Origin of the sequence: Sodaliphilus sp., from assembly GCF_045598405.1 — a bacterium.
In the GTDB taxonomy this organism is placed as follows: Bacteria; Bacteroidota; Bacteroidia; order Bacteroidales; family Muribaculaceae; genus Sodaliphilus; species Sodaliphilus limicaballi.
In genome coordinates this window covers 33,415-56,655 of record NZ_JAZLLZ010000134.1, presented here as the reverse complement: position 1 = coordinate 56,655, position 23,241 = coordinate 33,415, and the positions used below count along the sequence as shown (strand labels likewise).

Below are 23,241 nucleotides of genomic sequence, written 5' to 3'. Positions count from 1 at the left end.
AAAAAAACTATGAAAAACACACTGGGGACAGCCCGAGCGGCCGGGGCAAAGCCCCTTTGAGCGGAAAAAGCTACCGCCTGTTCTGGCTATTTTTCACAGCCTCTTGTCATTTGCGACTGCAAACATAGTAACTCTGTGGGAGCAGTTTATTTCAGGTTCTTTATCCACTCGGTGAGGTCTTTCAGTAACTGTGGGGATATGGTCTGTTCTATTTCCCGGTATTCGGCGGGGTTGCCTGTCTTGCATTCCTGGAACAGGTGGTTGAGGCCGGGGTATTCAATGAAGCGGTTGTCCTTTCCCTCGTGCAAGGCGTTCTTTATGCCGTCAAGGTTGAGCGGCGAAACCACCTGGCAGTCTTTGTCGCCGCCAGCGGCAAAAACGGGGCAGCGTGTAGCGGCGATGTCGCTAGCCGGGTCATAGTTGACAAACCATGTGAGCCATGGATTGTTCTGCATGAGCACCATGTTGCGGTACTGCTTGGTGTCGGCAGTGCCAGGCATGCCGTTGAGACGCATGATGCAGTTGGCCTGTGCAGTGAGGGCAGTGTCACCCTTCACTCCCACGCCGGCGAGCGAAACGACGAAATCGGCCTTTTCCCATGCGCCCAAGATGAACGCGATGTTGGCACCCTCGCTATGGCCTAAAATGCCGATTTTACCGAACTTTTTCAGCAATTTCAGTTTTTCATATCCAGCTTCGGCGTCGTGGGCAAAATTGAGTGTTGTAGCGCTCTTTACATCTCCGCCGGTTGACTTGCCTGTGCAGCGGTCGTCATATCGCAGCGAGGCGATGCCGTTGCGAGCCAGGTAGTCGGCAATCACGAGGAATGGCTTGTGGTCTAGCAGCTCCTCGTCGCGGTTCTGGAGTCCGCTGCCGGTGATCATGAGCACCACGGGGACATCGGCAGGATTCTTCTTCTCATATCCCACGGGGTAGGTTAGAGTTCCGCTCAGGGTCGCCAGGTCGGCAATGTTGGAAAAAGTCACCTCCTCGGTCTTGTAGGGGAACGGCGCAACCGGAGTTTGCGGGCGGTTGAGCACCTGTGCACCTCGTTTGAGGTCGAGAGGAAACGACTGGCCCATCTGCATGAAAGTGCCTTTGAGCACATCACCGTCGCGGTGTGCGACGTAAGACGCGCCGATTGCGGGTATGGCTATCGACACCGAGTCGTCGCTGCAATGCGACACGCTGGCCTTGATGCCCTTTGCGCCCTGGTCGAGGCTGTCGAAGGAGCATTGCACACCGCCCTGGTCGTCGGAGGAAAGGGTAATGGCCAGGGTGAGCGACGCTGCACCCACAGAGAGTTTCCCGGTCCATGTGCCCATGATTGCCTGCTGGGCCTGGCAGCACAAAACCGCCAGCACGGCAGTGAGGATAGCAAAAAGATGTTTCATAACACACTAATTAATATGGCGCAAATTTAAAGAAAAAATTGAGATTGTGCCAAGTTATGATGTTATAATCTGGCGCAATCTTGGTTTTTTTGTGAGATTGCGCCAGATTATAAGATAATACAAGGGCGATTCCCGGGAGTTCCGGGGATTCCGGATTTTCCGGAAATGCCGGAAATGCCGGGAGTCCGGGGAGTTATCGTTTTGCTGTGAGTTTGTAACCTCCCACGTAGAGCAGGAGCACCACGTTCATGAGCAGTGCGTAGATGATTGCGGGGATGGCGATTTTGTCGTCGCTCATCACGGTTGTGGCGATGAGGATGGCCTGCGCGGCGTTCTGCATGCCCACCTCGATGACGATGGTGCGGCGGCGCTGGCCGTCAAGGCGCAAGCCCCACGACAGCAGCAATGCTCCGCCGATGGCGAGGACGAGAAGCACGAATGTGCTCATTCCCAGCAGGGTGAAATTGTCGATGATGGCTTGCTTGTTCTGCACGAAGAAGATACCAGCCAGGAGCATGAGTGCGGGGAAGGCGCACTTGCTGAGCACGCGGTGGATGGCATCGGCTCCACGGGGCGCAAACTTCTGCACGGCAGCGCCTATGAGCATGGGCAGGAACACTGCCACGATGTTCTGCATGATGAGTTTCATCACGGGCAGTTCAATCACTTGCTCGGCACCGTCGTTGCAGTGAGCCACGGTCATGGCAAGGATGAACGGTATTGTGAACAGGGTGAGCACGCTGCTCACGGCAGTGAGAGTCACGCTCAACGCCACGTCGCCGCCAGCAATCATCGAGAACACGTTAGACGAGCTGCCGCCGGGACAGCATGCGATGAGCACAAGGCCCACGAAGAACAGCGGCTCGAGGTGCAGTGCCGTTGCCAGGCCGAAGGCAATGGCAGGGAGCAGCACCAGCTGGCCTATCATTCCGGCAACCACAGCGCGCGGCTGCTCGGCGAGTTGCTTGAAATCTTTAACTTTGAGTGTGAGGCCCAGTTCGAACATGAGCACACACAGGATGGGAATTACTATAAAAATCATTGGGGATATAAAGAAAAGTAACCGGTGGCCGATGAAGGCCACCGGTGGGTATGTTTGATTGTGGATTAACCTACGCTTGCACCGGGCTTGACGGGACCTGTTGGACCGATGATGACGAGGCGACCGCCTGCGTCCTCGGCACTGAGGATCATGCCCTGCGACTCAACGCCCTTGAGCTTGCGCGGGGGGAAGTTGGCAATGAAGCACACTTGCTTGCCCACGAGTTCCTCGGGCTGGTACCACTTGGCAATGCCGCTCACGATGGTGCGGCCGCCCATGCCGTCCTCAATCTTGAACTCAAGCAGTTTGTCGCTCTTTTTCACCTTGCTGCACTCGAGCACTGTGCCCACTCGGATGTCGAGCTTGGCGAAGTCGTCGATAGTCACAGCGGGAGCCACAGCCTTGGGCTTGAAGTTGTTGATGATGTTCTCCTGCTTGATGCGCTCCAGGCGTTGCATCTGTGCCTCGATAACGCTGTCCTCGATTTTCTCGAAGAGGAGTTCGGGCTTGTTGACAGCCTTGCCGGCTGCGAGGATGTCGATTTCGCCCAGCTTGTTCCAGTCCACGGTGTCCAGTCCCAGCATGTCGCGCAGCTTGGCGGCGCTGAAAGGCAGGAAAGGCTCGAAGGCGATGGCAAGGTTGGCGCATATTTGCAGAGCGATGTTCATGATGGTCTCCACGCGTTCCATGTCGGTCTTGGCAAGTTTCCAGGGCTCGGTGTCGGCCAGATACTTGTTACCGATGCGTGCCAGGTTCATAGCGTCCTTGAGTGCCTCGCGGAACTTGAAGTTCTCGATGTTAGCACCCAGAGTCTCCTTCACGTTCTTGAACTCGGCAAGAGCCTCACGGTCGATGTCCTGCAGCTCGTGTGCGGCGGGAATCACGCCGTCGAAGTACTTGTGTGTGAGCACGAGCGCGCGGTTCACGAAGTTGCCCAGGATAGCCACGAGCTCGTTGTTGTTGCGAGCCTGGAAGTCACGCCATGTGAAGTCGTTGTCCTTGCTCTCGGGGGCGTTGGCAGTGAGCACATAGCGCAGCACGTCCTGCTTGCCGGGGAAGTCCTCGAGATACTCGTGCAGCCACACAGCCCAGTTGCGGCTTGTAGAGATCTTGTCGCCCTCTAGGTTCAGGAACTCGTTGGCAGGCACGTTCTCGGGGAGCTGGTAGCTGCCCTCGGCCATGAGCATGGCGGGGAAGATGAGGCAGTGGAACACGATGTTGTCCTTGCCTATGAAGTGGATGATGCGTGTCTCGGGATCTTTCCAGTAGGTTTCCCATGTGTCGGGGAGAAGTTCCTTGGTGTTGCTGATGTAGCCGATGGGCGCGTCAAACCACACGTAGAGCACTTTGCCGTCGGCACCCTCCACGGGCACGGGGATACCCCAGTTGAGGTCGCGTGTCACAGCGCGGGGCTGCAGGTGGTCGTCGAGCCACGACTTGCACTGGCCGTACACATTGGGCTTCCACTCCTTGTGCTGCTCCAGGATCCACTCGCGCAACTTGGGCTCCCACTTGTCGAGGGGCATGTACCAGTGCTTGGTTTCCTTGAGCACGGGGGTGTTGCCGGTGATGGCGCTCACAGGGTTGATGAGGTCGGTGGCGTTGAGGCTGGTACCGCAAGCCTCGCACTGGTCGCCATAGGCATGCTCATTGCCGCACTTGGGGCAAGTGCCTGTCACATAGCGGTCGGCGAGATATTGGTCGGCCTTCTCGTCATATAGCTGCACGCTGGTCTTCTCGATGAACTCGCCCTTGTCGTAGAGCTTGCGGAAGAAGTCGCTTGCAGTCTTGTGGTGCATGTCGCTTGTGGTGCGGCTATACACGTCGAACGAGATGCCCAAGCCCTCCATAGAGTTCTTGATGATGTTGTGGTAACGGTCCACGATGTCCTGGGGCGTAACGCCCTCTTTCTGGGCCTTGATGGTGATGGGCACGCCGTGCTCATCGCTGCCGCCTATCATAATCACGTCCTCGCCGCGCAGGCGCAGGTAACGGGTGTAGATGTCGGCAGGCACGTAAACGCCAGCGAGATGACCGATGTGCACTGGTCCGTTGGCATAGGGTAACGCTGTGGTAACCAGCGTTCTCTTGAATTTCTTTTCCATATATTTAGCTAAATATTTATTTCAACCTACAAAGTTAGTGATTTTTTTGTAAAGGTTTAAGGGTTTATGGGTTTAAAAGTTTAAAAGTTTAGAAGTTTGTCTTATCGGCTCGCGCTGGGCGTAACAGTCCTCACAGAGTATTGGATTAGGGTTATAGGCCTAAAATGAGGGTGAAAAAGGGTGAAAAAAGACAAAAACAGAAATAAACCGCTGTGTAAGAGAAGATGGCTGTCGCCATTGATGTCATGCGTTTGTGATTTCGCCAGTGGGCTTCGCTCCCCGCAAAATCACAAACACATGACATCACCCTGCCGGGTTTCTCTTCTCTTACACAGCCCAAAAACCCCAAAAAACAACATCAGTATGAATATTGTTGCTAACATTTTTGAAGGTGGGGAGTGCGACCCCTTCGAGGTCGTTTGGAGCGTATTTCTTATTTCCGACGGCCTGTGTCCATCGGTTGCGATGCAATGTGACGACTTTGTTGTCAGGTAATTTCCCGACCGAGGAAATCCGCTGTTTCCTTATTTGTTATTTCCAACCATTTCTCGGAACTTATATATGGAGAATTTTGCTGTGCCGTTTTTAAGAAAAGGATGTTTTAAATAAGACTTTAATTGGCTACGGGTTTTTTGCTTGACACAACCCTCCATGTAATACTCTTGCCGTTTAAGTAAAATATCAAGCGCAGGAACCCCAAAGTATTCTTCTAAAGTTTCCAAGGAGGAAGCGTAAACTTGCCCCTTGTCGCTATATTTAAATATTTCGTGAGCCTTATATAGCTGTTCTTCAAATGTTCTGCCAGTTATCTTCTCCATACTCTTTTCCATATAATAACACTTTAGTGTGTTAAGGATTGCATGAGCATCTTCTAATTTAAAATCCATGAAAAACTGATTTTTATGTTGATAATTATTACAAGTTAGAGATTTTTTATAAAAGTTTAAAAAGGGGCTTGGCTCACTTGTAGAATGTGATCCAGTTAGTGCAGTAGCGGCACTTTTCGATGCGGGGATGTATCTCGTGCGTTGTGCCCTTGTCGTCGCGCCACCATGAGTGGTTCCAGCCGCTGCCCATGTCGAGGTAGAGAGCGTGGGTGACGCCGTAGTTCACTAGTCGTCGCACAAACTCGTCATACTCCACGCTGCCGCGAGAGTCCACGATGCACAGGCGGCCGTCTTTCTCGCACAATGCGCGATACTCGTTGTTGCCTCCGCGCCACAGCGGGGTGATTGCCTTGCCGTCGCGCACCACCACAGCCTGGCCAAATCCCATGCCGCCCTGTGCTGCCGCGCTGTCGAGTGCCACGCTGTAATCGCCCATGACAAATCTCCACGTGCCGCTGGCCCAGGTGAACGCGCCGCTGTTGTCCTTGCACACTGCACCCTTGTGCCGCACACCGCTGCTCACGTGGTCGCCGTCGATGTTGCTGTGGGCAAACTTTTCAAGCAATTTGCTCGTGAAAGCAGCCTCGGCGCAGAAGATGACCTCTTGCTGCGACTGCTGCGGCATGGTGCCGCACACCAGGTCGATGCGTGAAAACTGGGGGTAGTAGGCGATGACCTCGCTAGTCGAGTCGATGTAAACAGTGTTCATTGTCTTGCTGCTTTCTTTGCTGGTGCGGCAGGCGCTCAACACTGTGAGCAATGCTGCCAGGCACAATGTGATGATGCGCATGGGGTGGGGTTATTTCTTGTCGTCGGCAAACTTGTTAGGGAAGTTGATGGGTACCCTGGGGCGGCGCATGGCGCGGATCACAAGCCACAGGCCCAGCAGGATGAAGGGGATGCTCAACAGCTGTCCCTGGTCAACGCCCCATGTCGAGCGCATGGCGATTTCCCATTCTACCTGCACGTTCTTCACATATTCCACGAGGAATCGCGAACCGAAGATGCCCAGCATGAACACGCCCAGGATGAGGCCTTCGCGCTCTTGCGCGTTGCGTTTCCAGTAGAGCCACATGCACACTGCGAAGGTGACGAGGTAGCATGTCGCCTCGTAGAGCTGGGTGGGGTGGCAAGGCACGGTGAAGATGGGTTCGGCCCCGTGCATGAAAGCACCTACGTTGTCAATGAAACGGAATCCCCAAGGAAGGCTTGTGGGACCGCCATAGATCTCGTGGTTGAACAGGTTGCCCATGCGTATGAGCGCTGCCACGAGGCCGATGGGCACTGCCAGGCGGTCGAGCGTCCACAGCAACGGTTTCTTCACCACGAAGCGGCTATATGCAATCATCGCCAGGATGATGCCAAGCGTGCCGCCGTGGCTGGCAAGACCGCCCTCCCACACCTTGACGATGTCGATGAGATTGTGTTTGTAATGGTCCCACTCGTAGAAGAACACATGTCCCAGGCGCGCGCCCACGATGGTGGCGATCACAACGTAGAAAAACAGTGAGCCCACCCATTTCTCGGGGGCACCCTCGTGCTTGAAGATGCGTGACATTATCTCGTAACCCACAAGAAAACCTATGGCAAACATCAGGCCATACCAGCGCACGGTGATGAAGCCGTCAAACAGGTTGGGGTTGGCTGTCCAAGTGATAAAATTGAGCATAACTACTTCTTTGTTTTATATATTTGACGGCAAAGTTACTACAAAAGCACAAATAAAAGAAAATATATTAAAGCAAAAAATTTGTGTGTTTCGTGTTTTGGTGCTAAATTTGCATAGAAAATATGCTGAATCGAGAAAAGATATGTCCGCGGTGCGGCAAGAAGGTCGCTGTGTCGAGCGAGGAGCTTTCGCTGCACGATGGTGTTGTGGTGTGTCCGCAATGCCTTGCCGTGTTTGACGACAACGGTGTGCGTCAGGCTCCCCAGCCAGGCAGGGTGCGCGTGGCGTCGCCGCAGCCGCAAGAACCCGTGTCCGACGAGATTCACTATTGCCACCACTGCGGCAAGCCGCTAGTGAGCGATGCCAACTTTTGCCCTTATTGCGGCAAGAGGGTGAGGGGTGCAGATCCCGCTCCTGTCGAGGAACGCCAGGAAGAACGCGTTGAAGAAAACCTTCCCGCTCCCCAACCGCAGCAGCCCGATGCCATAGCCGACGATGCACCCGCCGCCCAAGAACCTGCCGTGAAGTGGACGCCGGTTTACACCAACTACCGCTACCGCGAGCCCAAGTGGGGCGAGGGGCCGGCAAGCATCAGGGCACGCCTGGCCGGCTATGCCGTCATTGCAGCTCAGCTGGCACTGCTGGCGTTTATCGTCTATAAGGCAATGCTCATCAGCGATTAAGAACATATTGAGTGAGAATAACTAATTAACTATAAAGACAAACATGGACAACAACAGATATTGCGTGATAATGTGCGGTGGCGTGGGCAGCCGTTTCTGGCCCTACAGCCGCGCAAATATGCCCAAGCAATTCATTGACTTCTTCGGCACAGGACGCAGCCTGCTGCAGATGAGCGTGGATCGCATAAAAGGCATAGTCCCCGACGAGAATATAATAATGATGACCAACGAGCAGTATGCCGGCATCATCGCCCAGCAGCTGCCCCAGCTCAAGTCTGATCAGATACTGCTCGAACCCGCCCGTCGCAACACCGCCCCCTGCATCGCATGGGCCGCGTGGCACATCAAGGCACTCAACCCGCAGGCACAGATCATGGTGGCGCCCAGCGACCACCTCATCCTCAAGACCGACGAGTATCGCGACTGCGTGAACAAGGCATTTGAGTTCATTGAGAGCAACGATTCGCTGCTCACCATGGGCATCAAGCCCAATCGCCCCGAGACCGGATATGGATATATCCAGGCAGGAAAAAACATCCATGGCGACTTCAACGCTGTGAAAACCTTCACCGAGAAACCCAACGAGGACCTGGCTCGCGTGTTCCTGAAGTCGGGCGACTTCTATTGGAACTCGGGCATGTTCTTCTGGAGCGTAGATACCATTATCAACGCCATGCGCAACAATGCCCCCGACATCGCCTCCATCTTTGATGGCGGCGCGCAGCTCATGGCTACCGATGCCGAGCGTGACTTCATCGAGACCAACTATCCGCTGTGCCGCAACATCTCTATTGACTATGCAGTGATGGAAAAGGCTCCCAATGTGTGTGTCGAGTGCGTCGATTTCGGCTGGAGCGACCTGGGCACATGGGGATCGCTCTATGACCATAGCGAGAAAAACGAGCAAGGTAACGCCACGCAAGGCGGCAAGGCGTTGCTATTCAACAGTCGCGACAACATTGTTGCCGTGAAGGGCGACAAACTGGTCGTGGCATCGGGGCTCAACGACTATATCGTTGCCGACACCGGCGACGCGCTGCTCATCGTACCTAAAAACGAAGAGCAAAAGATACGCAACTACGTGAACGAAGTGAAGGCCCAATTCGGCGACAAGTTCATCTAAGGTGGGTTCTATTAATTCTGAGAAAAGTTTATTAATTATTTCGGTCGCTTTTGATCCTGTTTTTGGTATCTCCGACGGTCTCAACCATCGGTTACGATGCAGTGTAACAACTCCGTCGTTATCATAAAATCTACTCAAAACATCTCTCAAAATCGCCTCGACATAATTAATAGAACCCACCTTAAAGCGTGCCAGACACAAGAAAAACAGCGATGACGAATCATGCCTAGTACATGACTCGTCATCGCTATTTTTTGTCCTAGCCGGCGTGTAGGTTATTGCGGGAGTTGCGTTGGCTGCTCTGCATCTTCTTGTGGTTGTGGTGCAGTTGTTGCTGCGGGCGTTGCCGCAAGCACTGATTTCGCCGCCGTGGTTATTATAGTGGTGGCTTGTTGCAGCTGTTGTTCCATGTTGTCGGCTCTGACTTGGGCGTTGTAGGCATCCACCATGTTGCCCACGAGAAACAAGTCGATGAACCAACCTATCATGCATCCGTTTCCGGTGATGAGTTTGATTATGCCCCACACGGGTTTGTGAAGATAAAAAAAGTGAGCACCAAATCCGCCCAGGAAGAACCACAGCATGTAGGCCGTAAATTTAGATTTTTCTTCTCTCATTTTGCAGTTGAAGATGATTTGTTATTCAAAGTTGTCCTCGCGAATGGGGATTTGTCGGTTGATGCTCTGTTCCAGGGAGATGAGCGTCTCGGTAGCCATTACGCCGGGGATGTGTTGTATCTTGTCGTTGAGCAGTTCCATGAGGTGCTGGTTGTCGCGGGCATAGAGTTTGATGAGCATCGTGTAGGACCCGGTGGTGAAATGACACTCAACCACTTCCTTGATTTTCTCGAGCTCGGGAACCACGTCGCGGTACATCGACCCCTTTTGCAGCTGGATTCCGATGTAGGTGCATGTTGCATATCCTAGTGCTTTGGGGTTAGCGTGATAGCCCGACCCGGTGATCACGCCTGTCTCCACCATGCGCTGGATGCGCTGGTGTATTGCAGCGCGAGACACCTCGCACGCCACTGCCACATCCTTCGACGGGATGCGGGCATTCTGCATCACTATCTCTAGTATCTTCTTGTCAAGTTTGTCTATTTTTTCCATGTCACAACATTTAATTATTGCAAAGATAGCAAATTTTTTGAAAAAACACAGCAAAATCAACAATATTCTTGAAAAAAAGTTTGAATTTCGTCGTTATGATAGCAACTTTGTGGCAAAATGCTAGTTGCCTGCATTGTGTTCGCATAGAACTCGGGGGAAGATTCGCGATAGCACACCAGCTAGTTGCCATGGCTTTTTGGTAGGACATGCTTTGCTGCAACAATTTTGATGCGGTTGCTTCGCAACGTTTCAAGGTGGCGGTCTTCAACCGCGATTTTGTTACACTTTACACCCCCGCCGAAAGGAGTGAAACGACCGGTGGTGTTCAGATATTACCCTGTTGGACAACAAATTAACAACTACTTTAACATGCTAAACTCTTGAATTATTCTAATTACTTTAATTTCTTTCAGTCTAGAAATCTGCGTCATCTGTGAAGTCCGCGCGAGGAGTTCCATTAGTGATGTCGCAATGTGGCGGTATATTGGTATATTAATCATTCTCGATGCCCAGGGCATTCCAGAACGATCGAGGCAGAGCCACGTTTTCGAGTTCAACGCATCCCTGGAACATGGGAGCAATGATTTCGGGCGTGAAACCTGCGCCGCCGCATCCTATCTCGGTTACCAGGAAATGTCTCTCGGGGTGAACAGCGGCATAGGCCCTGAACCTCTCGGCGGCCTGTGCTATCGCTATGAGATGGTTGTTGCCTGTGGGGATGGCATAAGACTGCCCCATCATTCCCTCGTTTTGCCCTGCGATGGCACCGAAGTTCATCACAGCCTTGCGTCCGCAGTAACCCTGGTGCATGCCATTGACATCAGTGCCGAACACATACACCTCGTTGCTCTTAATCGCCTCGATGTGTCGCGGAGTCTCACGGTTGGTATAGTAGTTGGCCGACATGCGACGCTTGCTGTTGACGCGTTCTTCCATAGACATCTTGCGGTAATCGGCGCTGTTGATTTCGGAATAAAACGCCATCTTGGCCGAACGCTCGCGGTCCCATGTGCTGTTAGACCCACACTCGGTGTGAGCAAACTTTATCACATTGGTGATGTGCAGGTCGTGAGTTACTGTGGTCACATCGTGCTCCGAACCCATGTAAGAGAACGTCCACCCCTTCTCGGTGAGGTCCTTGATGAGAGCGCTCACCGATTGCAGGTTCCAGTCGCAAGAGGAGTTTTCCATTCCGTCGGTGATAATAGTGACAACAGCAGTTGCGTCGGGTTTGTCCTTGACCTTATTATATAAATGTGTGAGCGAAGAGCCGACGGCATCATAGAGCGGCGTGCAGCCGCAGGGATGATAGTTGCTAAACGTGCCCACCTGCTCGATGGGAACATCGTCAATGAGCGTTCGCACGGGATTGTGGTGTTCGCCGGGTGAGTCAAAAACCACAATGCTCACATAGTGGGTCTGCGTCTCGGCATACTGCTTTTGAGCCTGCCGGATGGTCTCAAGCGTCTCGTTGATGCCCGAGATGGTTGCCTCGCACAGATGGCACATGGATCCGCTCTCATCAACAATGAGCAGGTTGTGTATTTCACTCTTGATGTCGCCTTCGCGAGTGGGTATAGCCAAGGTTTGTGAGGTGCCGTCTTTACGTGTATTTTCCATTTTCTTGTGTGTTTTAAATAAGTTCCTAAACATTGAAATTTATAATAAAGTTACGTGTTGTGTGATTTTTACACCGCAAAATTATATAAAAATTTCCAATCTACCAAATTTTAGGTGTATTTTTTACACAAATATATGATTTTTTTATTATTGCCTGGGGATAAGATATTGATTCGTTTCTTTTATTAGATTGTGGTACAATTATTTATGGTTATATCGCAAGAAAGGGTGTGAAAATTCCATTGAGGGTGTTTTTGCCAAGTTATAGCAGCAGCGTTACAGTTCAAAGGCAGTGTCGTCAACTTTGCAACCTTCGGGGATGTCGATCGTCTCCAGTGTGTCCTGGTTGCCGGCAAAGGCTTTTTTGCCTATTTGCATGATGTTGAACGACAACTTTATTGAGCGCAACTTGCGCGGTTGCTTTTTTTTGTTTTTTTCTTCTTGTAAAATTTGCACAATTAAAAACTTTGTGCGAAATTTGCAAATATTACTTAATAAAACCATTTAACAACCCGAAAAAACCATACATGAAGTTACCTAAGCTTAACTTATCGCGACGCGGTAAAATCACTGCCTACGTCATGTCAGGTGTTATTGTGGGGCTCGGCATCATGCTGTGCTACACAATGCGGGCCCACACCTATCTGGGCGACGACCCCAGCGCGTGTGTCAACTGCCACATCATGGCGCCTTACTATGCCACATGGCAACACAGTTCGCACGGGCGCGACGCCACGTGCAACGACTGCCACGTGCCGCATTCCAGCGTTGTCGCCAAGTATGCGTTCAAGGCGCAAGACGGCATAGGGCATGTGTTGGCCTATGTCACTCACAGCGAGCACCAGGTGCCCATGGCCAAGGACCACAGCGCCGAGGTCATCATGGACAACTGCATACGCTGCCACACCCAGCTCAACCAGGAATTTGTGTCAACCGGACGCATCGATTTCATGCAGGCTAGGCGCGGCGAGGGAAAAGCATGCTGGGACTGCCACCGCGATGTGCCTCACGGCAAAACAAGCCTCTCGGGAACGCCCGGGGCGTTAGTTCCCTATCCCAACGCGCCGCAACCCAAGTGGCTCAAACAATCAATGTCAAAATAAATAAACACTACTCGATATGGCTGAAAACAACAAACTTAAACCCTGGCAAGGATGGGCGCTCTTTGGTGGCGCTATGGTTGCCGTGTTCGGACTGGGACTCCTGTGCTCGTCGCTCATGCATCGCGACGGCGAGGTGGCCAGCATCTTCAACAACCGCAAGGTGAAAATGGACAAGGAGATTGAATCGCGCAACGACTTGTTTGAGAGCGATTTCCCCTTGGAGTATGAAACTTGGCTCGCAACTGCCGACTCTTCGTTTAACAGCGAATTTTGTGGACAAAAGAAGGTTGATGTCCTTGAAGAACGCCCCGACATGGTGATTCTGTGGGCCGGCTATGCCTTCTCGTGGGACTACACCACTCCGCGCGGCCACATGCATGCCATTGACGACATGCGCGAGACCCTGCGCACGTTTGCTCCCATGACCGAGGCCGACAAGCAGCAGCCCGGCACTTGCTGGACTTGCAAGAGCCCCGACGTGCCTCGCCTGATGGCCGAAGTGGGCGAAGAAAACTTCTACAGCGCACCCTGGAGCAAGTGGGGCGACCAGGTCATGAACCCCATTGGCTGCTCTGACTGCCACGATCCTGCTACCATGGATCTGCACATCAGCCGTCCTGCCCTCAAGAACGCTTATGCCGCTATGGGCAAGGACATCACCAAGGCAACCCACCAGGAAATGCGCTCGCTCGTGTGTGCACAGTGCCATGTGGAATACTACTTTGCCGGCGACAAGAAAGTGGCTACCTTCCCATGGGAGAAGGGTATGACGCTGGAAGCTGCCGAGGCCTACTATGATTCAATCGGATTCACCGACTATACTCATGCATTGAGCAAGGCTCCTATCCTCAAAGCCCAGCACCCCGGCTACGAGATGTCGCTCCAGGGCATCCACGGACAGCGCGGTGTGTCGTGTGCCGACTGCCACATGCCTTACAAGAGCGAGGGTGGCGTGAAGTTCAGCGACCACAAGGTGATGTCGCCGCTGGCCAACATCGACCGCACTTGCCAAGTGTGTCACCGCGAGGATGCCGAGACCCTGCGCGCCAACGTTTACGAGCGTCAGCGCAAGTGCACCGAGATTCGCAACAAGACCGAGCACGAGCTGGCTGTAGCGCACATCGAGGCTAAATTTGCCTGGGACAAGGGCGCTACCGATGCCGAGATGCAAGAGGCTCTCCAGTACCTGCGCAAGGGACAATGGCGCTGGGACTATGCTGTGGCTTCACATGGCGCGTCGTTCCACGCTCCCCAGGAGGTAACACGCCTGCTTGCCGACGGTCTTGACTATGCCCACAAGGCTCGCTTCGCCATTGCTCGCGTGCTCGCCAAGCACGGCTACACCGATGCAGTGCCCATGCCCGACATCACTACAAAGGAGAAGGCACAGAAGTACATAGGCCTCGACATGGCACAAAAGAACGCCGACAAGAAGAAATTCCTCGACACTGTGGTTCCCGCTTGGGTCAAGACCGCTGTGGCTAAGGGAAGACTGAAAGCTGAAAGTTAATAGCATACCCTATAAAGTTAATAGCATACCCTATCATGTGGATTAAACCGTGGAAACTAACTGAAGGGTTCATCATAGGCAGCGGGCTGGTACTTACCGGCCTGCTGCTTCAGCTCACTGTGGGCCCTATCGACTGGAGCACCTTTGCCTGGCCAGTCAACCTCATCGTGCTGGTGGCGTTCCTCGCCATTGTCCTCGCTGCCCACCTGCTGCGCAAGCGGGTGTATGTGTGCCAGTGGCTTGGCAGCCACGATGCTGCCATTACATCAATATCGTGGGCAGTGGCGCTAACGCTCATCATGGGGCTTACCCGCCAGTCGGCAGGCGTTAACCCTCACGGGGACCGCTCGCTGCTTGAGGTGGTGGGCATCACGCAATGCCTCACCTGGTGGCCGTTTGCACTCATCTACACATGGCTCACGCTGTCGCTCGCCCTGGCAGTGTTCAGACGTGCTAGCGTGCTCACCCTGCGCAACATCCCGTTCATGGTCATGCACACCGGGCTCCTCATCGTGCTGCTGTGCGGCACACTGGGCAGCGCCGACATGCAGCGGCTCAAGATGATGACTCGCCAGGGAGTGCCCGAGTGGCGCGCCACCGACGACAAAGGGAACCTGATTGAGCTTGACGTGGCCATAGACCTGAAAAGCTTCACCATAGACGAGTATCCTCCCAAGCTCATGATGGCCGACATTGCCACCGGCGACGCTCTGCCCAAGGGCAAGCCGCAGCACATCATGCTCGACTCGGTGGGCGCGCAAGGCGACCTCATGGGGTGGAACGTGAAGGTCATCAAGTCGTTCACTCACGCTGCCGCCATGATCGACAGCACCGCGGTGAACTATGTCGAGTGGCATTCGTTTGGCGCCACAACGGCAGCGCTTGTAGAGGTGACCAAGGGCAACACTCGCATCACCGACTGGGTGAGCTGCGGTAATTTCATGTTCCCCAGCAAGGAACTCAAACTCGACTCGGCAGTGTGCCTGTTCATGCCCGAACCCGAACCGTTGCGATATGCCTCGGCGGTCAACGTATATACACAAGCGGGCACCAACCTCACCGACACTATCACTGTCAACCGCCCGCTCACGGTAGAGAAATGGAAAATCTACCAGCTCGACTATGACCGCGAGATGGGACGTTGGAGCGAGACCAGCGTCTTTGAGCTCGTCACCGACCCGTGGCTCTATGTCGTATATGCCGGCATAGGCCTTCTGCTGCTGGGCGCCGTGCTCATGTTCATGATACCTGCCACACCTAACACCTCTAAATAATAACCGCTATGGACTGGAGTAATTTTATCATCTTTGCACTCATTTCAGTGGTGCTGTGGATTGCCGGAGCCGTGGCAGCATGGCGTGATCGCCGTGGGCTGGCACTGGCCGTGACCGCTGCCGGACTGGCGGTGTTCTTTGCCTTCATCGTGGGCATGTGGGTGTCGCTCGAGCGTCCGCCGCTGCGCACCATGGGCGAGACGCGCCTGTGGTACTCGTTCTTCCTGCCGCTGGTGGGATGCATCGTGTATAGCCGCTGGCGTTACAAGTGGATCCTGTCATTCTCCACAATGATGGCGATAGTGTTTGTGTGCGTCAACCTGTTCAAGCCCGAGATACACAACAAGACGCTCATGCCGGCGTTGCAGAGTCCCTGGTTTGCGCCGCATGTCATCGTTTACATGTTTGCCTACGCGCTGCTCGGAGCTGCCGCTGTGATGGCGATATACCTGCTGCTGTTCAAGCGCGGCAAGGAAGTCACTGCCACAGAGACCTCGCTCACCGACAACCTGGTGCGCGCCGGACTCGCGTTCATGACCGTGGGCATGCTCTTCGGCGCCCTGTGGGCCAAGGAAGCCTGGGGCCACTACTGGGCATGGGATCCCAAGGAAACATGGGCGGCAATCTCATGGTGGGCCTATCTGGTATATGTTCACTTCCGCTTGCGTTACCCCGCGCGGCTCAAGGCCGCATTCGTCATGCTCGTCGTCTCGTTCGTCCTCCTGCAAATGTGCTGGTGGGGCATCAACTACCTCCCCGCAGCCCAAGGTGCAAGCGTGCACACCTACAACTTGCAATGACACAGCCTTAAATTTCTTCATTATATCCTCGAGAGTGAAATCTGCACGGGGTGTCAGCAAAAACTATTGCTATAAAGTTACTTGTGTGGAATTATTGTGTTAACTTTGCACAACTAAAAAACTTAACAACGATGAAAATAGTAGTGCTTGACGGGTATCCGGGCAATCCTGGGGACTTGTCGTGGGATGAACTTAAGGCCGTGGGCGAATGCTCTGTGTATAACCGATGTGCGCCTGGCGAGATCGTGCCGCGTTGTGCCGATGCCGACGCTGTGCTGGTCAACAAGGTGGCCATTACACGTGAGGTCATAGCGCAGCTGCCCCGGCTCAAATACCTGGGCGAGATGGGCACAGGGTATAACAACATAGATGTGGATGCCGCCCATGAGCGCGGAATCGTGGTGACCAATGTGCCCGCCTACAGCACACGCTCGGTGGCGCAGATGGCGATTGCGCACCTTCTCAACATCGCTTGCCGCACTGGCCACTACACCCGGCAGGTGCGCGCCGGCAGGTGGAGCGACAGCAAGGACTTCTGCTACAGCGACACGCCGCTGGTGGAGCTTGCTGGCAAGCAGATGGGGATCGTGGGCATGGGACAGATAGGCTCGGCTGTGGCAATGATTGCCCAGAGCCTGGGCATGACTGTCATGGCTCACACGTCGAAGGCGCAAGAGGCTCTGCCTAGCGGAGTGACCAAGGCGACCGACCTCGACCAGCTCTTCGCCACGAGCGACGTGGTGTCGCTGCACTGCCCGCTCACGGCCGACAATGCACGCATGGTGGATGCACGGCGGCTGGCTCTCATGAAACCCAGCGCAATTCTCATCAACACTGCCCGGGGCATGCTCATCGACGAGCAAGCGCTTGCCGACGCGCTCAACCGCGGAACCATCATGGCTGCCGCCCTCGATGTGATGATCAACGAGCCGCCGGCACACGACAACCCGCTGCTCACGGCACGCAACTGCTTCTTCACCCCTCACGTGGGATGGGCCACTCACGAGGCTCGCGAGCGAATGATGCGAGTGATCATCGACAACGTGGCGGCATGGACCGCAGGACATCCTGTCAACACCGTGTGACACGGTTGGGACGCAGTTTATCATTGTCAAAAATTAGTCATCGTAGCGAAAGCGTATCGTCATCGTCATCGTTTTTTCTTTCGTTTTTCGTCAAAAATCACTAACTTTGCACTCGTGAAGTTATCTCGACTGCTTTACATAGTACTCGTGGTTGCGGTGGGCATGATGCTCTACTCGTGTGCCAACATCGGTTCGCCTGAAGGCGGACCCATGGACTTTGCACCCCCGCGCTTTGTCAAGTCATCGCCGGCACAAGGCGCCGTCAATGTCAAGGGCAACAAGGTGGAAATCACATTCGACGAGATTGTGGTCATCAAGGACCAGATGAAAAAAGTGAGTATCTCGCCCGTGCAGAAAGACGCTCCCCTCATCAGGGCTAACGGCAAGAAGGTGACCATCGAGTTCCGCGACGAGATGATACCCAACACAACCTATTGCATCGACTTCTCTAACTCTATCGAGGACAACAACGAGGGCAATCCGCTCGACGGATTCTCATTTGCCTTCTCCACTGGCGATGAAATTGACTCGCTGCAAGTGTCGGGCCTGCTGCTTCGCGCACGCGACCTAGAACCCATGCAGCACGTGCTGGTGGGACTTCACAGCAACCTCGATGACACGGCGTTCACTAGCATGCCCTTCGAGCGCCTGTGCCGCACCAACGACCGCGGGCAGTTCACCCTGCGCAACCTCAAGCCTGGCAAGTACCACGTGTTCGGCCTCAACGACATGGACGGCGACTACCGCATGGCACGCACCGAGAATATTGCGTTCCTCGACGAGATTATCGTCCCTGCCGTGAGCACCTATGAGTCGATGGACACCGTGTTCACATTTGACCACAAGGTTGACACCGTGAAGCAGGGCACACACACCCTGTTCACGCCTAACGACGTGCTGCTCACCATGTTCAACGAGAACTACCGCGCAGCCTATCTCAAGACAACAAGCCGTCCGTCGCCTTCCAGGCTGCACGTTCTCTTTGCTGCACCCGCCAGCGAGCTCCCAGGATTCAGGGTGCTCAAGCCCGAGCGCCACGAGCAAGACTGGTATGTGCTCGAGCACACCTCGCGCAATGACTCGCTGTTCTACTGGATCACTGACTCGGCGCTCATCAAGAGCGACAGCATCGTGGTGGAAATGAAATACATGCGCACCGACGAAGCCGACAGCCTGGTAGAAAAGACCGACACCGTCACCTTCGCTTACCGCAAGACTGGCACAGAACTCAAGCAAGAGGCCAAGGAGAAAAAAGAACGCGAGGCACTGGCCAAGCGCATATCGTCGATACGCGACAAGCAAGCCAAGGGCAAGGAACTCGACGAAGATGAACAGAAGCTGCTTGCCCAGGAAGACAACCCCGTCGTCCCCAAGATTGAGATAAACGCTCCCAAGCGAGGCCAAATCGAGGTCTATGACACCGTGTCGCTCATTTTCCCCACCCCGGTAGCAAGCATCGACCCGCACGGAGTGCACCTCTCGGTGATGCAAGACTCCACATGGATAGAGATGAGCGATGTGCCCGCATTGTGCCCTGTGGCGCAAGGCGACGTGCTCAACTACATGCTGCCCATGACATTTGAACCCGAAAAGTCCTACCGCCTGTGCATAGACTCGCTGGCAGTCACGTCAATCTACGGCCTGCACAACGACTCCACTGGCATCGATTTCACGGTGAAAGGTCTGGGGGAATATGGCAACCTCGTCGTCAACGTCAACTCGGGCGACAAAGCATTCGTAGAGCTTCTCGACAACCAGGACCACATCGTGCGCACAGTCCCCGTGAAGGGTGGCTCTGTCGCATTCGACGACCTGCTGCCAGGCACTTACTACCTGCGTCTGATCCTTGATGCCAACGGCAACGGGCAGTGGGACACAGGCAACTACGCCCTGCACTTGCAGCCCGAGGAAGTCTATTACTACCCCAAGCGACTCAAAGTGCGCAAGAATTGGGACATGGAAGAAACCTGGGACATCTATGCTGCCGCCCTCGACTTGCAGAAACCCGACGAGATCGTCAAGAACCGCCCCGAGGAAAGCAAGAACAAACTTGTCAAGGCGGCAAACAGGAACAAGAAGAAAAAGAACGGCAACAACGATGATGACGAAGACGAGTTCAACTCCAACTCATTCGGCAACAACATTTACAGCGGCAACAAGTACCAAGACTATCAGAACAACAACCGCCGCCGCTGATACCGGGAATAGCACAAGTTACGCAGACTGTGATTTGTTGTCTTACTTCCCGCGCAGATCTCACTGAACTCACTGATTTTTCATTGAAAATATATATATAGTGGATTTTTTAGACCTCAGGTCTGATTTAACTGAATAAGAAATTATTCAAATTATTTTAATTTCTTTCAGTTATTATTAAATCAGTGGTATCAGTGAGATCTGCGCGGGGATATTACCCAAAATACCATTGCTGTATAGTCATGAATATAAATATTTCTGTTAAATAAAGTTAACGGAATATGTTTTAGTTATTCCAAAACATTGTTGTATAACATATTTACCTTAATTTTGCACTGTGTTTTTCATGGTATTAGATTTAAGGTTAATTAAGATTGGTTGTCGTGAGACAATCAATTTTTTTATATCCTTATAATATACAGTAAGTTACATATTCGCTAGCCTTGCTGGAATTACAATATCCACCCCCGGGAAACGATAAATCACCGAAATTTTGCTGTTTCAAGAAGTTTTATTAAATTTGCAATTGAAAAAGCGTGTGAACTCTTTCATAATGCAAGTATCAAAACTTGTTAAGAAAATCATTTAGTCTAAATTTCCCTAAGTTGTTGGGTCTAGATATGGCATGTGAATGTAGAATCGAGGCTACAAACGACAGCATGAGGGCATTCCGCTACAACGGTATGCCCTCATTTTTTTTTGATAACGTTGTGTGGTATTGAAGAAAATTTCTTAATTTTGCATATATTTTAACCAAAAAAATTCATTTTTATGACCAAGATTTTCAGTTCGCTGCTGGTTGTGCTCGTTGTGGCGATTGCGTTGCCTGTAGTTTGTAATGCCCAGATTGTTGTGACCGACGTTGATGAAGTGTTGGGTGCCGACAGCATACGCCGAGAGTTTGACAGCAGACCCTATTTTGGACTCTACAAAGACAATTATTTCACGGCAGGAACCTCGGTGGGGCCTGCTCCCACGCGCGAGAACAGCGACGTGAAGTTCCAGGTGAGCATCGCACAGCGCCTCACCAGGAGCACGCTGCCGTTCAACACCTATGCGTTCCTGTTCTACTCGCAGAAGACGTTGTGGAACGTGTTTGAGAACTCAATGCCTATGCACGACCTCAACTTCAACCCCGGTATCGGTCTGTCAAAGCTGCTCATCTCCAAGAACCGTGTTATAGGCAAGGCGACCCTGCTGGTTGAGCACGAGTCTAATGGCCGCGACAGTCTTCAGTCGCGCAGCTGGAACAAGGTGTCGCTCAGTGCGGCGTTGTTCCTCGACCCGCATTTTATGGTGCACGGCAAGGTGTGGATCCCCATCGTTGACGGCGAGAACAATAAGGACATTCTCAAGTACAGCGGTATTTTCCAGACAGGCATCCAGGCCGTGAGCACCAATAAGCGCTGGGTGTTTGACCTCACCTATGTCAAGCGCCAGGGTTGGAACCTCAACGGCAATGTGACCATCAACCTGGGTTTCCGCCTGTTCAAGAAACACAACCAGTTCTTGATGCTCCATTACTACAACGGCTACGGCGAGTGCATGCTCGACTACAACCAGTATCACAACCGCCTGCGTGTGGGCTTGCTCATCAGGCCCGAGCTGTTCAGCGACTTCTAAAAAACGGGGATTCCATACAAAAACCGCCAAAAAAATTTGGGGATTCCATCAGCAAGCATACCATTTCTGTGACTTTGCGTTGTGGTTTCGTGTGTTCACATAGTGATGATTGTGCTCACTGTGGCTGTGATTATAGCCATCGGCGTGATTTCGGGCCGCAGTAGCAAGGGATTTGCCACGGCGCGCGGCCAGGCAGGCGCGTGGATTGTCACAGGCGCCATCATCGGCACCCTCGTGGGAGGGCAAGCCACCATAGGCACGGCCGAGATGGGTTACAACTTCGGTTTCTCCGGCATCTGGTTCACATGGGGATCGGCACTAGGGTGCCTGTTGCTGTATTTCATGAGCAAACGGCTCAGGGATAGCGGTTGCAGCACGTTGCTCGAGCTTGTGGGCAAGGAGTTCGGCAAGAAAGCCGAGGTCACTGGTTCGCTGCTCAGCCTGTTCGGCATGTTTTTCAGCATCGTGGCCCAGCAGCTTGCGTGCGCGGCGCTCATCAGGGCCATTGTGCCTTGCTCGCTATTTGTCGCGCTGCTTGCGAGCACCGTGATGATGCTGGTATATGTGGTGGGTGGCGGCATGGTAGGTGCTGGCAAGGGCGGTGTGGCCAAGCTCATATTACTATATGGGGCGTCGATTGTGTGCGGGGCTGTGGTGATGTGGCGCACACACGGGCTCGGCGACATTGACCCGGCGCTGTTCAACCCGTTCAACCGCGGTCTTTCGGTAGATCTCAACTCTGCCCTGTCGATGATACTGGGAGTGGTGGCGACGCAGAGCTATGCCCAGGCAGTGTGGGCCGGTCGCAGCACCGCAGTAGCCCGCAAGGGCGTGTTGCTCAGTGCGGCGCTCATACCGCCCATAGGCGTTGCGTGCACCCTCGTGGGCATGTACATGCACTCTTTGCCTCAGCCCGTACATGCCAGCACGGCATTTCCCGCGTTTGCCTTGCAGTTCCTGCCTCACTGGCTTGGTGGAATTGTAGTGGGCACGCTGCTCATCACCGTCATTGGCGGAGCCACGGGAATAGCCTTGGGCAGCAGCACTATCGTGGTGCGCGACCTCATGCAGCGTCAGCTTGACAAATCGACCACGCTGGTGCGTTGCACTCTCGTGGGTGTGATGGGTCTTGCCCTGGCATGCGCCACGTTGCTCTCGGGGTCGTTTATCAACGACCTGGGTTTTCTCAGCCTGGGTTTGAGGGCTGCAAGCATACTCCTGCCCATGTCTTGCGCGTTCTTCTTGCCTCGCCGCGTGAGAGGCACTTGTGCCGTGGCGTCAATGATAGGCTCGGTGGCCACAATGATCATAGTGCACGTGGCTGGCCCGCACTGGTTGAGTCCCACGCTGTGCGGACTGGCAGCAGGCACCCTGCCCATCGTCTTTTCCATCATGAAAAAGGATTAAGCATTATTTTATAATAGAGTCCCCGCACCGATCTCACTGAACTCACTGATTTTTTCATTGAAAATATATTTTTGTGGATTTTTTAGACCTCAGGGAGGTCGTAACTTTGGTTAACCGCTGGTCGCAGACCTGCGGGCTGCCGGTGGGGTGATGCAAAGTGTAACAAATCGCGGTTGAAGACCGCTACCTCAAAACATGCAAGGTGCTGATGCTTGACCATAAAACCGTGTGTGGAATGCCATCAGAGGGACAGTCCCTCTGATGGCATTTTGTCCTTCGTCTCCGTCGTTTTTGTCTTATGGAGAAAAAACAAAGAACCCCCGGAACTTCGCAGTTCGAGGGGCTTTGATGCTACAAATGTTGCTTTACTTACAGTTTTAAGATTAGATTGTCTGTGGTTATTTTGAGGTTGAATTATTCAAAAAGTTGATTTGTTAAATCAGTCACCAAGACGGTTGTGTCATGATGACGATGCAAAGGTAATATAATAATTTTAATCTGCAATGCCTCTTTAAGTGTTATTTACATTAATTTAAATCATTTAACTATAAAATCGCATTATTTTATACATAAAAATACATAATTACCCCAAATGTAGGGATATATGCATG

19 protein-coding genes are annotated in these 23,241 nt (G+C 53.2%); 10 read left to right on the top strand and 9 right to left on the bottom strand.

Going from position 1 to position 23,241, the window contains the following annotated elements; genetic code table 11:
• Positions 1–146: 146 nt before the first annotated feature.
• The 6 genes from ACKI3C_RS09640 to lgt form a co-directional block, all read right to left on the bottom strand.
• Positions 147–1,394, bottom strand: coding sequence for an alpha/beta hydrolase family protein (locus ACKI3C_RS09640; RefSeq protein WP_407404451.1), 1,248 nt, complete (start codon positions 1,392–1,394; stop codon positions 147–149).
• 193 nt (positions 1,395–1,587) lie between these two features.
• Positions 1,588–2,436, bottom strand: coding sequence for a bile acid:sodium symporter family protein (locus ACKI3C_RS09635; RefSeq protein WP_407404449.1), 849 nt, complete (start codon positions 2,434–2,436; stop codon positions 1,588–1,590).
• A gap of 65 nt (positions 2,437–2,501) precedes the next feature.
• Positions 2,502–4,541, bottom strand: coding sequence for a methionine--tRNA ligase (gene metG, locus ACKI3C_RS09630; RefSeq protein WP_407404447.1), 2,040 nt, complete (start codon positions 4,539–4,541; stop codon positions 2,502–2,504).
• A gap of 524 nt (positions 4,542–5,065) precedes the next feature.
• Positions 5,066–5,428, bottom strand: coding sequence for a hypothetical protein (locus tag ACKI3C_RS09625; protein WP_407404445.1), 363 nt, complete (start codon positions 5,426–5,428; stop codon positions 5,066–5,068).
• 73 nt (positions 5,429–5,501) lie between these two features.
• On the bottom strand, positions 5,502–6,218 hold the full coding sequence (locus ACKI3C_RS09620; RefSeq protein ID WP_407404443.1) for a hypothetical protein: 717 nt from the start codon (positions 6,216–6,218) through the stop codon (positions 5,502–5,504).
• A gap of 9 nt (positions 6,219–6,227) precedes the next feature.
• Positions 6,228–7,097: a prolipoprotein diacylglyceryl transferase gene (gene lgt / locus ACKI3C_RS09615; RefSeq protein WP_407404441.1), complete on the bottom strand. Its 870-nt coding sequence runs from the start codon at positions 7,095–7,097 to the stop codon at positions 6,228–6,230.
• Positions 7,098–7,219: 122 nt separating this feature from the next.
• Here lgt and ACKI3C_RS09610 point away from each other — a divergent pair, with 122 nt between their 5' ends.
• Positions 7,220–7,780 (top strand): zinc-ribbon domain-containing protein, encoded by a 561-nt coding sequence (locus ACKI3C_RS09610; RefSeq protein ID WP_407404439.1) that lies wholly within the window; start codon positions 7,220–7,222, stop codon positions 7,778–7,780.
• Between the two features lie 43 nt (positions 7,781–7,823).
• A complete protein-coding gene (locus ACKI3C_RS09605) occupies positions 7,824–8,903 on the top strand; it encodes a mannose-1-phosphate guanylyltransferase (RefSeq protein WP_407404437.1) in 1,080 nt (359 codons plus the stop codon).
• 275 nt (positions 8,904–9,178) lie between these two features.
• Here the strand turns inward: ACKI3C_RS09605 and ACKI3C_RS09600 are convergent, their stop codons facing one another.
• The 3 genes from ACKI3C_RS09600 to ACKI3C_RS09590 form a co-directional block, all read right to left on the bottom strand.
• Complete coding sequence (locus ACKI3C_RS09600) at positions 9,179–9,520, bottom strand: TM2 domain-containing protein (RefSeq protein ID WP_407404435.1); 342 nt, start codon at positions 9,518–9,520, stop codon at positions 9,179–9,181.
• A 21-nt stretch (positions 9,521–9,541) separates the two neighbouring features.
• Positions 9,542–10,012, bottom strand: a complete 471-nt coding sequence (locus ACKI3C_RS09595) for an Lrp/AsnC ligand binding domain-containing protein (protein WP_407404433.1) — start codon at positions 10,010–10,012, stop codon at positions 9,542–9,544.
• A gap of 492 nt (positions 10,013–10,504) precedes the next feature.
• Positions 10,505–11,632 carry a hypothetical protein gene (locus ACKI3C_RS09590; RefSeq protein ID WP_407404431.1) on the bottom strand — a complete coding sequence of 376 codons (1,128 nt, stop codon included), beginning with the start codon at positions 11,630–11,632 and terminating at the stop codon, positions 10,505–10,507.
• Between the two features lie 527 nt (positions 11,633–12,159).
• Here ACKI3C_RS09590 and nrfH point away from each other — a divergent pair.
• From nrfH to ACKI3C_RS09550, 8 genes are all read left to right on the top strand, one after another.
• Complete coding sequence (gene nrfH / locus ACKI3C_RS09585) at positions 12,160–12,735, top strand: cytochrome c nitrite reductase small subunit (protein WP_407404429.1); 576 nt, start codon at positions 12,160–12,162, stop codon at positions 12,733–12,735.
• 16 nt (positions 12,736–12,751) lie between these two features.
• Positions 12,752–14,245, top strand: a complete 1,494-nt coding sequence (nrfA, locus tag ACKI3C_RS09580) for an ammonia-forming cytochrome c nitrite reductase (RefSeq protein ID WP_407404427.1) — start codon at positions 12,752–12,754, stop codon at positions 14,243–14,245.
• Positions 14,246–14,280: 35 nt separating this feature from the next.
• Positions 14,281–15,519: a cytochrome c biogenesis protein ResB gene (locus ACKI3C_RS09575; protein WP_407404425.1), complete on the top strand. Its 1,239-nt coding sequence runs from the start codon at positions 14,281–14,283 to the stop codon at positions 15,517–15,519.
• Positions 15,520–15,527: 8 nt separating this feature from the next.
• Positions 15,528–16,319: a cytochrome c biogenesis protein CcsA gene (gene ccsA / locus ACKI3C_RS09570; RefSeq protein WP_407404423.1), complete on the top strand. Its 792-nt coding sequence runs from the start codon at positions 15,528–15,530 to the stop codon at positions 16,317–16,319.
• Positions 16,320–16,450: 131 nt separating this feature from the next.
• Positions 16,451–17,404: a D-2-hydroxyacid dehydrogenase gene (locus ACKI3C_RS09565; protein WP_407404421.1), complete on the top strand. Its 954-nt coding sequence runs from the start codon at positions 16,451–16,453 to the stop codon at positions 17,402–17,404.
• A gap of 114 nt (positions 17,405–17,518) precedes the next feature.
• Positions 17,519–19,600, top strand: coding sequence for an Ig-like domain-containing protein (locus tag ACKI3C_RS09560; protein ID WP_407404419.1), 2,082 nt, complete (start codon positions 17,519–17,521; stop codon positions 19,598–19,600).
• A 771-nt stretch (positions 19,601–20,371) separates the two neighbouring features.
• Positions 20,372–21,223, top strand: a complete 852-nt coding sequence (locus ACKI3C_RS09555) for a phospholipase A (RefSeq protein ID WP_407404417.1) — start codon at positions 20,372–20,374, stop codon at positions 21,221–21,223.
• A 105-nt stretch (positions 21,224–21,328) separates the two neighbouring features.
• Entirely contained in the window at positions 21,329–22,630 is a 1,302-nt protein-coding gene (locus tag ACKI3C_RS09550) for a sodium:solute symporter (protein WP_407404415.1), read from the top strand.
• The last annotated feature ends 611 nt before the right edge of the window (positions 22,631–23,241 follow it).

What these genes read in the sequence shown, in the direction of transcription:
- ACKI3C_RS09640 (WP_407404451.1), bottom strand. Translation starts at nt 1,394, where the DNA reads ATGAAACATCTTTTTGCTATCCTCACTGCCGTGCTGGCGGTTTTGTGC.
- ACKI3C_RS09635 (WP_407404449.1), bottom strand. Translation starts at nt 2,436, where the DNA reads ATGATTTTTATAGTAATTCCCATCCTGTGTGTGCTCATGTTCGAACTG.
- metG (WP_407404447.1), bottom strand. Translation starts at nt 4,541, where the DNA reads ATGGAAAAGAAATTCAAGAGAACGCTGGTTACCACAGCGTTACCCTAT.
- ACKI3C_RS09625 (WP_407404445.1), bottom strand. Translation starts at nt 5,428, where the DNA reads ATGGATTTTAAATTAGAAGATGCTCATGCAATCCTTAACACACTAAAG.
- ACKI3C_RS09620 (WP_407404443.1), bottom strand. Translation starts at nt 6,218, where the DNA reads ATGCGCATCATCACATTGTGCCTGGCAGCATTGCTCACAGTGTTGAGC.
- lgt (WP_407404441.1), bottom strand. Translation starts at nt 7,097, where the DNA reads ATGCTCAATTTTATCACTTGGACAGCCAACCCCAACCTGTTTGACGGC.
- ACKI3C_RS09610 (WP_407404439.1), top strand. Translation starts at nt 7,220, where the DNA reads ATGCTGAATCGAGAAAAGATATGTCCGCGGTGCGGCAAGAAGGTCGCT.
- ACKI3C_RS09605 (WP_407404437.1), top strand. Translation starts at nt 7,824, where the DNA reads ATGGACAACAACAGATATTGCGTGATAATGTGCGGTGGCGTGGGCAGC.
- ACKI3C_RS09600 (WP_407404435.1), bottom strand. Translation starts at nt 9,520, where the DNA reads ATGAGAGAAGAAAAATCTAAATTTACGGCCTACATGCTGTGGTTCTTC.
- ACKI3C_RS09595 (WP_407404433.1), bottom strand. Translation starts at nt 10,012, where the DNA reads ATGGAAAAAATAGACAAACTTGACAAGAAGATACTAGAGATAGTGATG.
- ACKI3C_RS09590 (WP_407404431.1), bottom strand. Translation starts at nt 11,632, where the DNA reads ATGGAAAATACACGTAAAGACGGCACCTCACAAACCTTGGCTATACCC.
- nrfH (WP_407404429.1), top strand. Translation starts at nt 12,160, where the DNA reads ATGAAGTTACCTAAGCTTAACTTATCGCGACGCGGTAAAATCACTGCC.
- nrfA (WP_407404427.1), top strand. Translation starts at nt 12,752, where the DNA reads ATGGCTGAAAACAACAAACTTAAACCCTGGCAAGGATGGGCGCTCTTT.
- ACKI3C_RS09575 (WP_407404425.1), top strand. Translation starts at nt 14,281, where the DNA reads ATGTGGATTAAACCGTGGAAACTAACTGAAGGGTTCATCATAGGCAGC.
- ccsA (WP_407404423.1), top strand. Translation starts at nt 15,528, where the DNA reads ATGGACTGGAGTAATTTTATCATCTTTGCACTCATTTCAGTGGTGCTG.
- ACKI3C_RS09565 (WP_407404421.1), top strand. Translation starts at nt 16,451, where the DNA reads ATGAAAATAGTAGTGCTTGACGGGTATCCGGGCAATCCTGGGGACTTG.
- ACKI3C_RS09555 (WP_407404417.1), top strand. Translation starts at nt 20,372, where the DNA reads ATGACCAAGATTTTCAGTTCGCTGCTGGTTGTGCTCGTTGTGGCGATT.
- ACKI3C_RS09550 (WP_407404415.1), top strand. Translation starts at nt 21,329, where the DNA reads ATGATTGTGCTCACTGTGGCTGTGATTATAGCCATCGGCGTGATTTCG.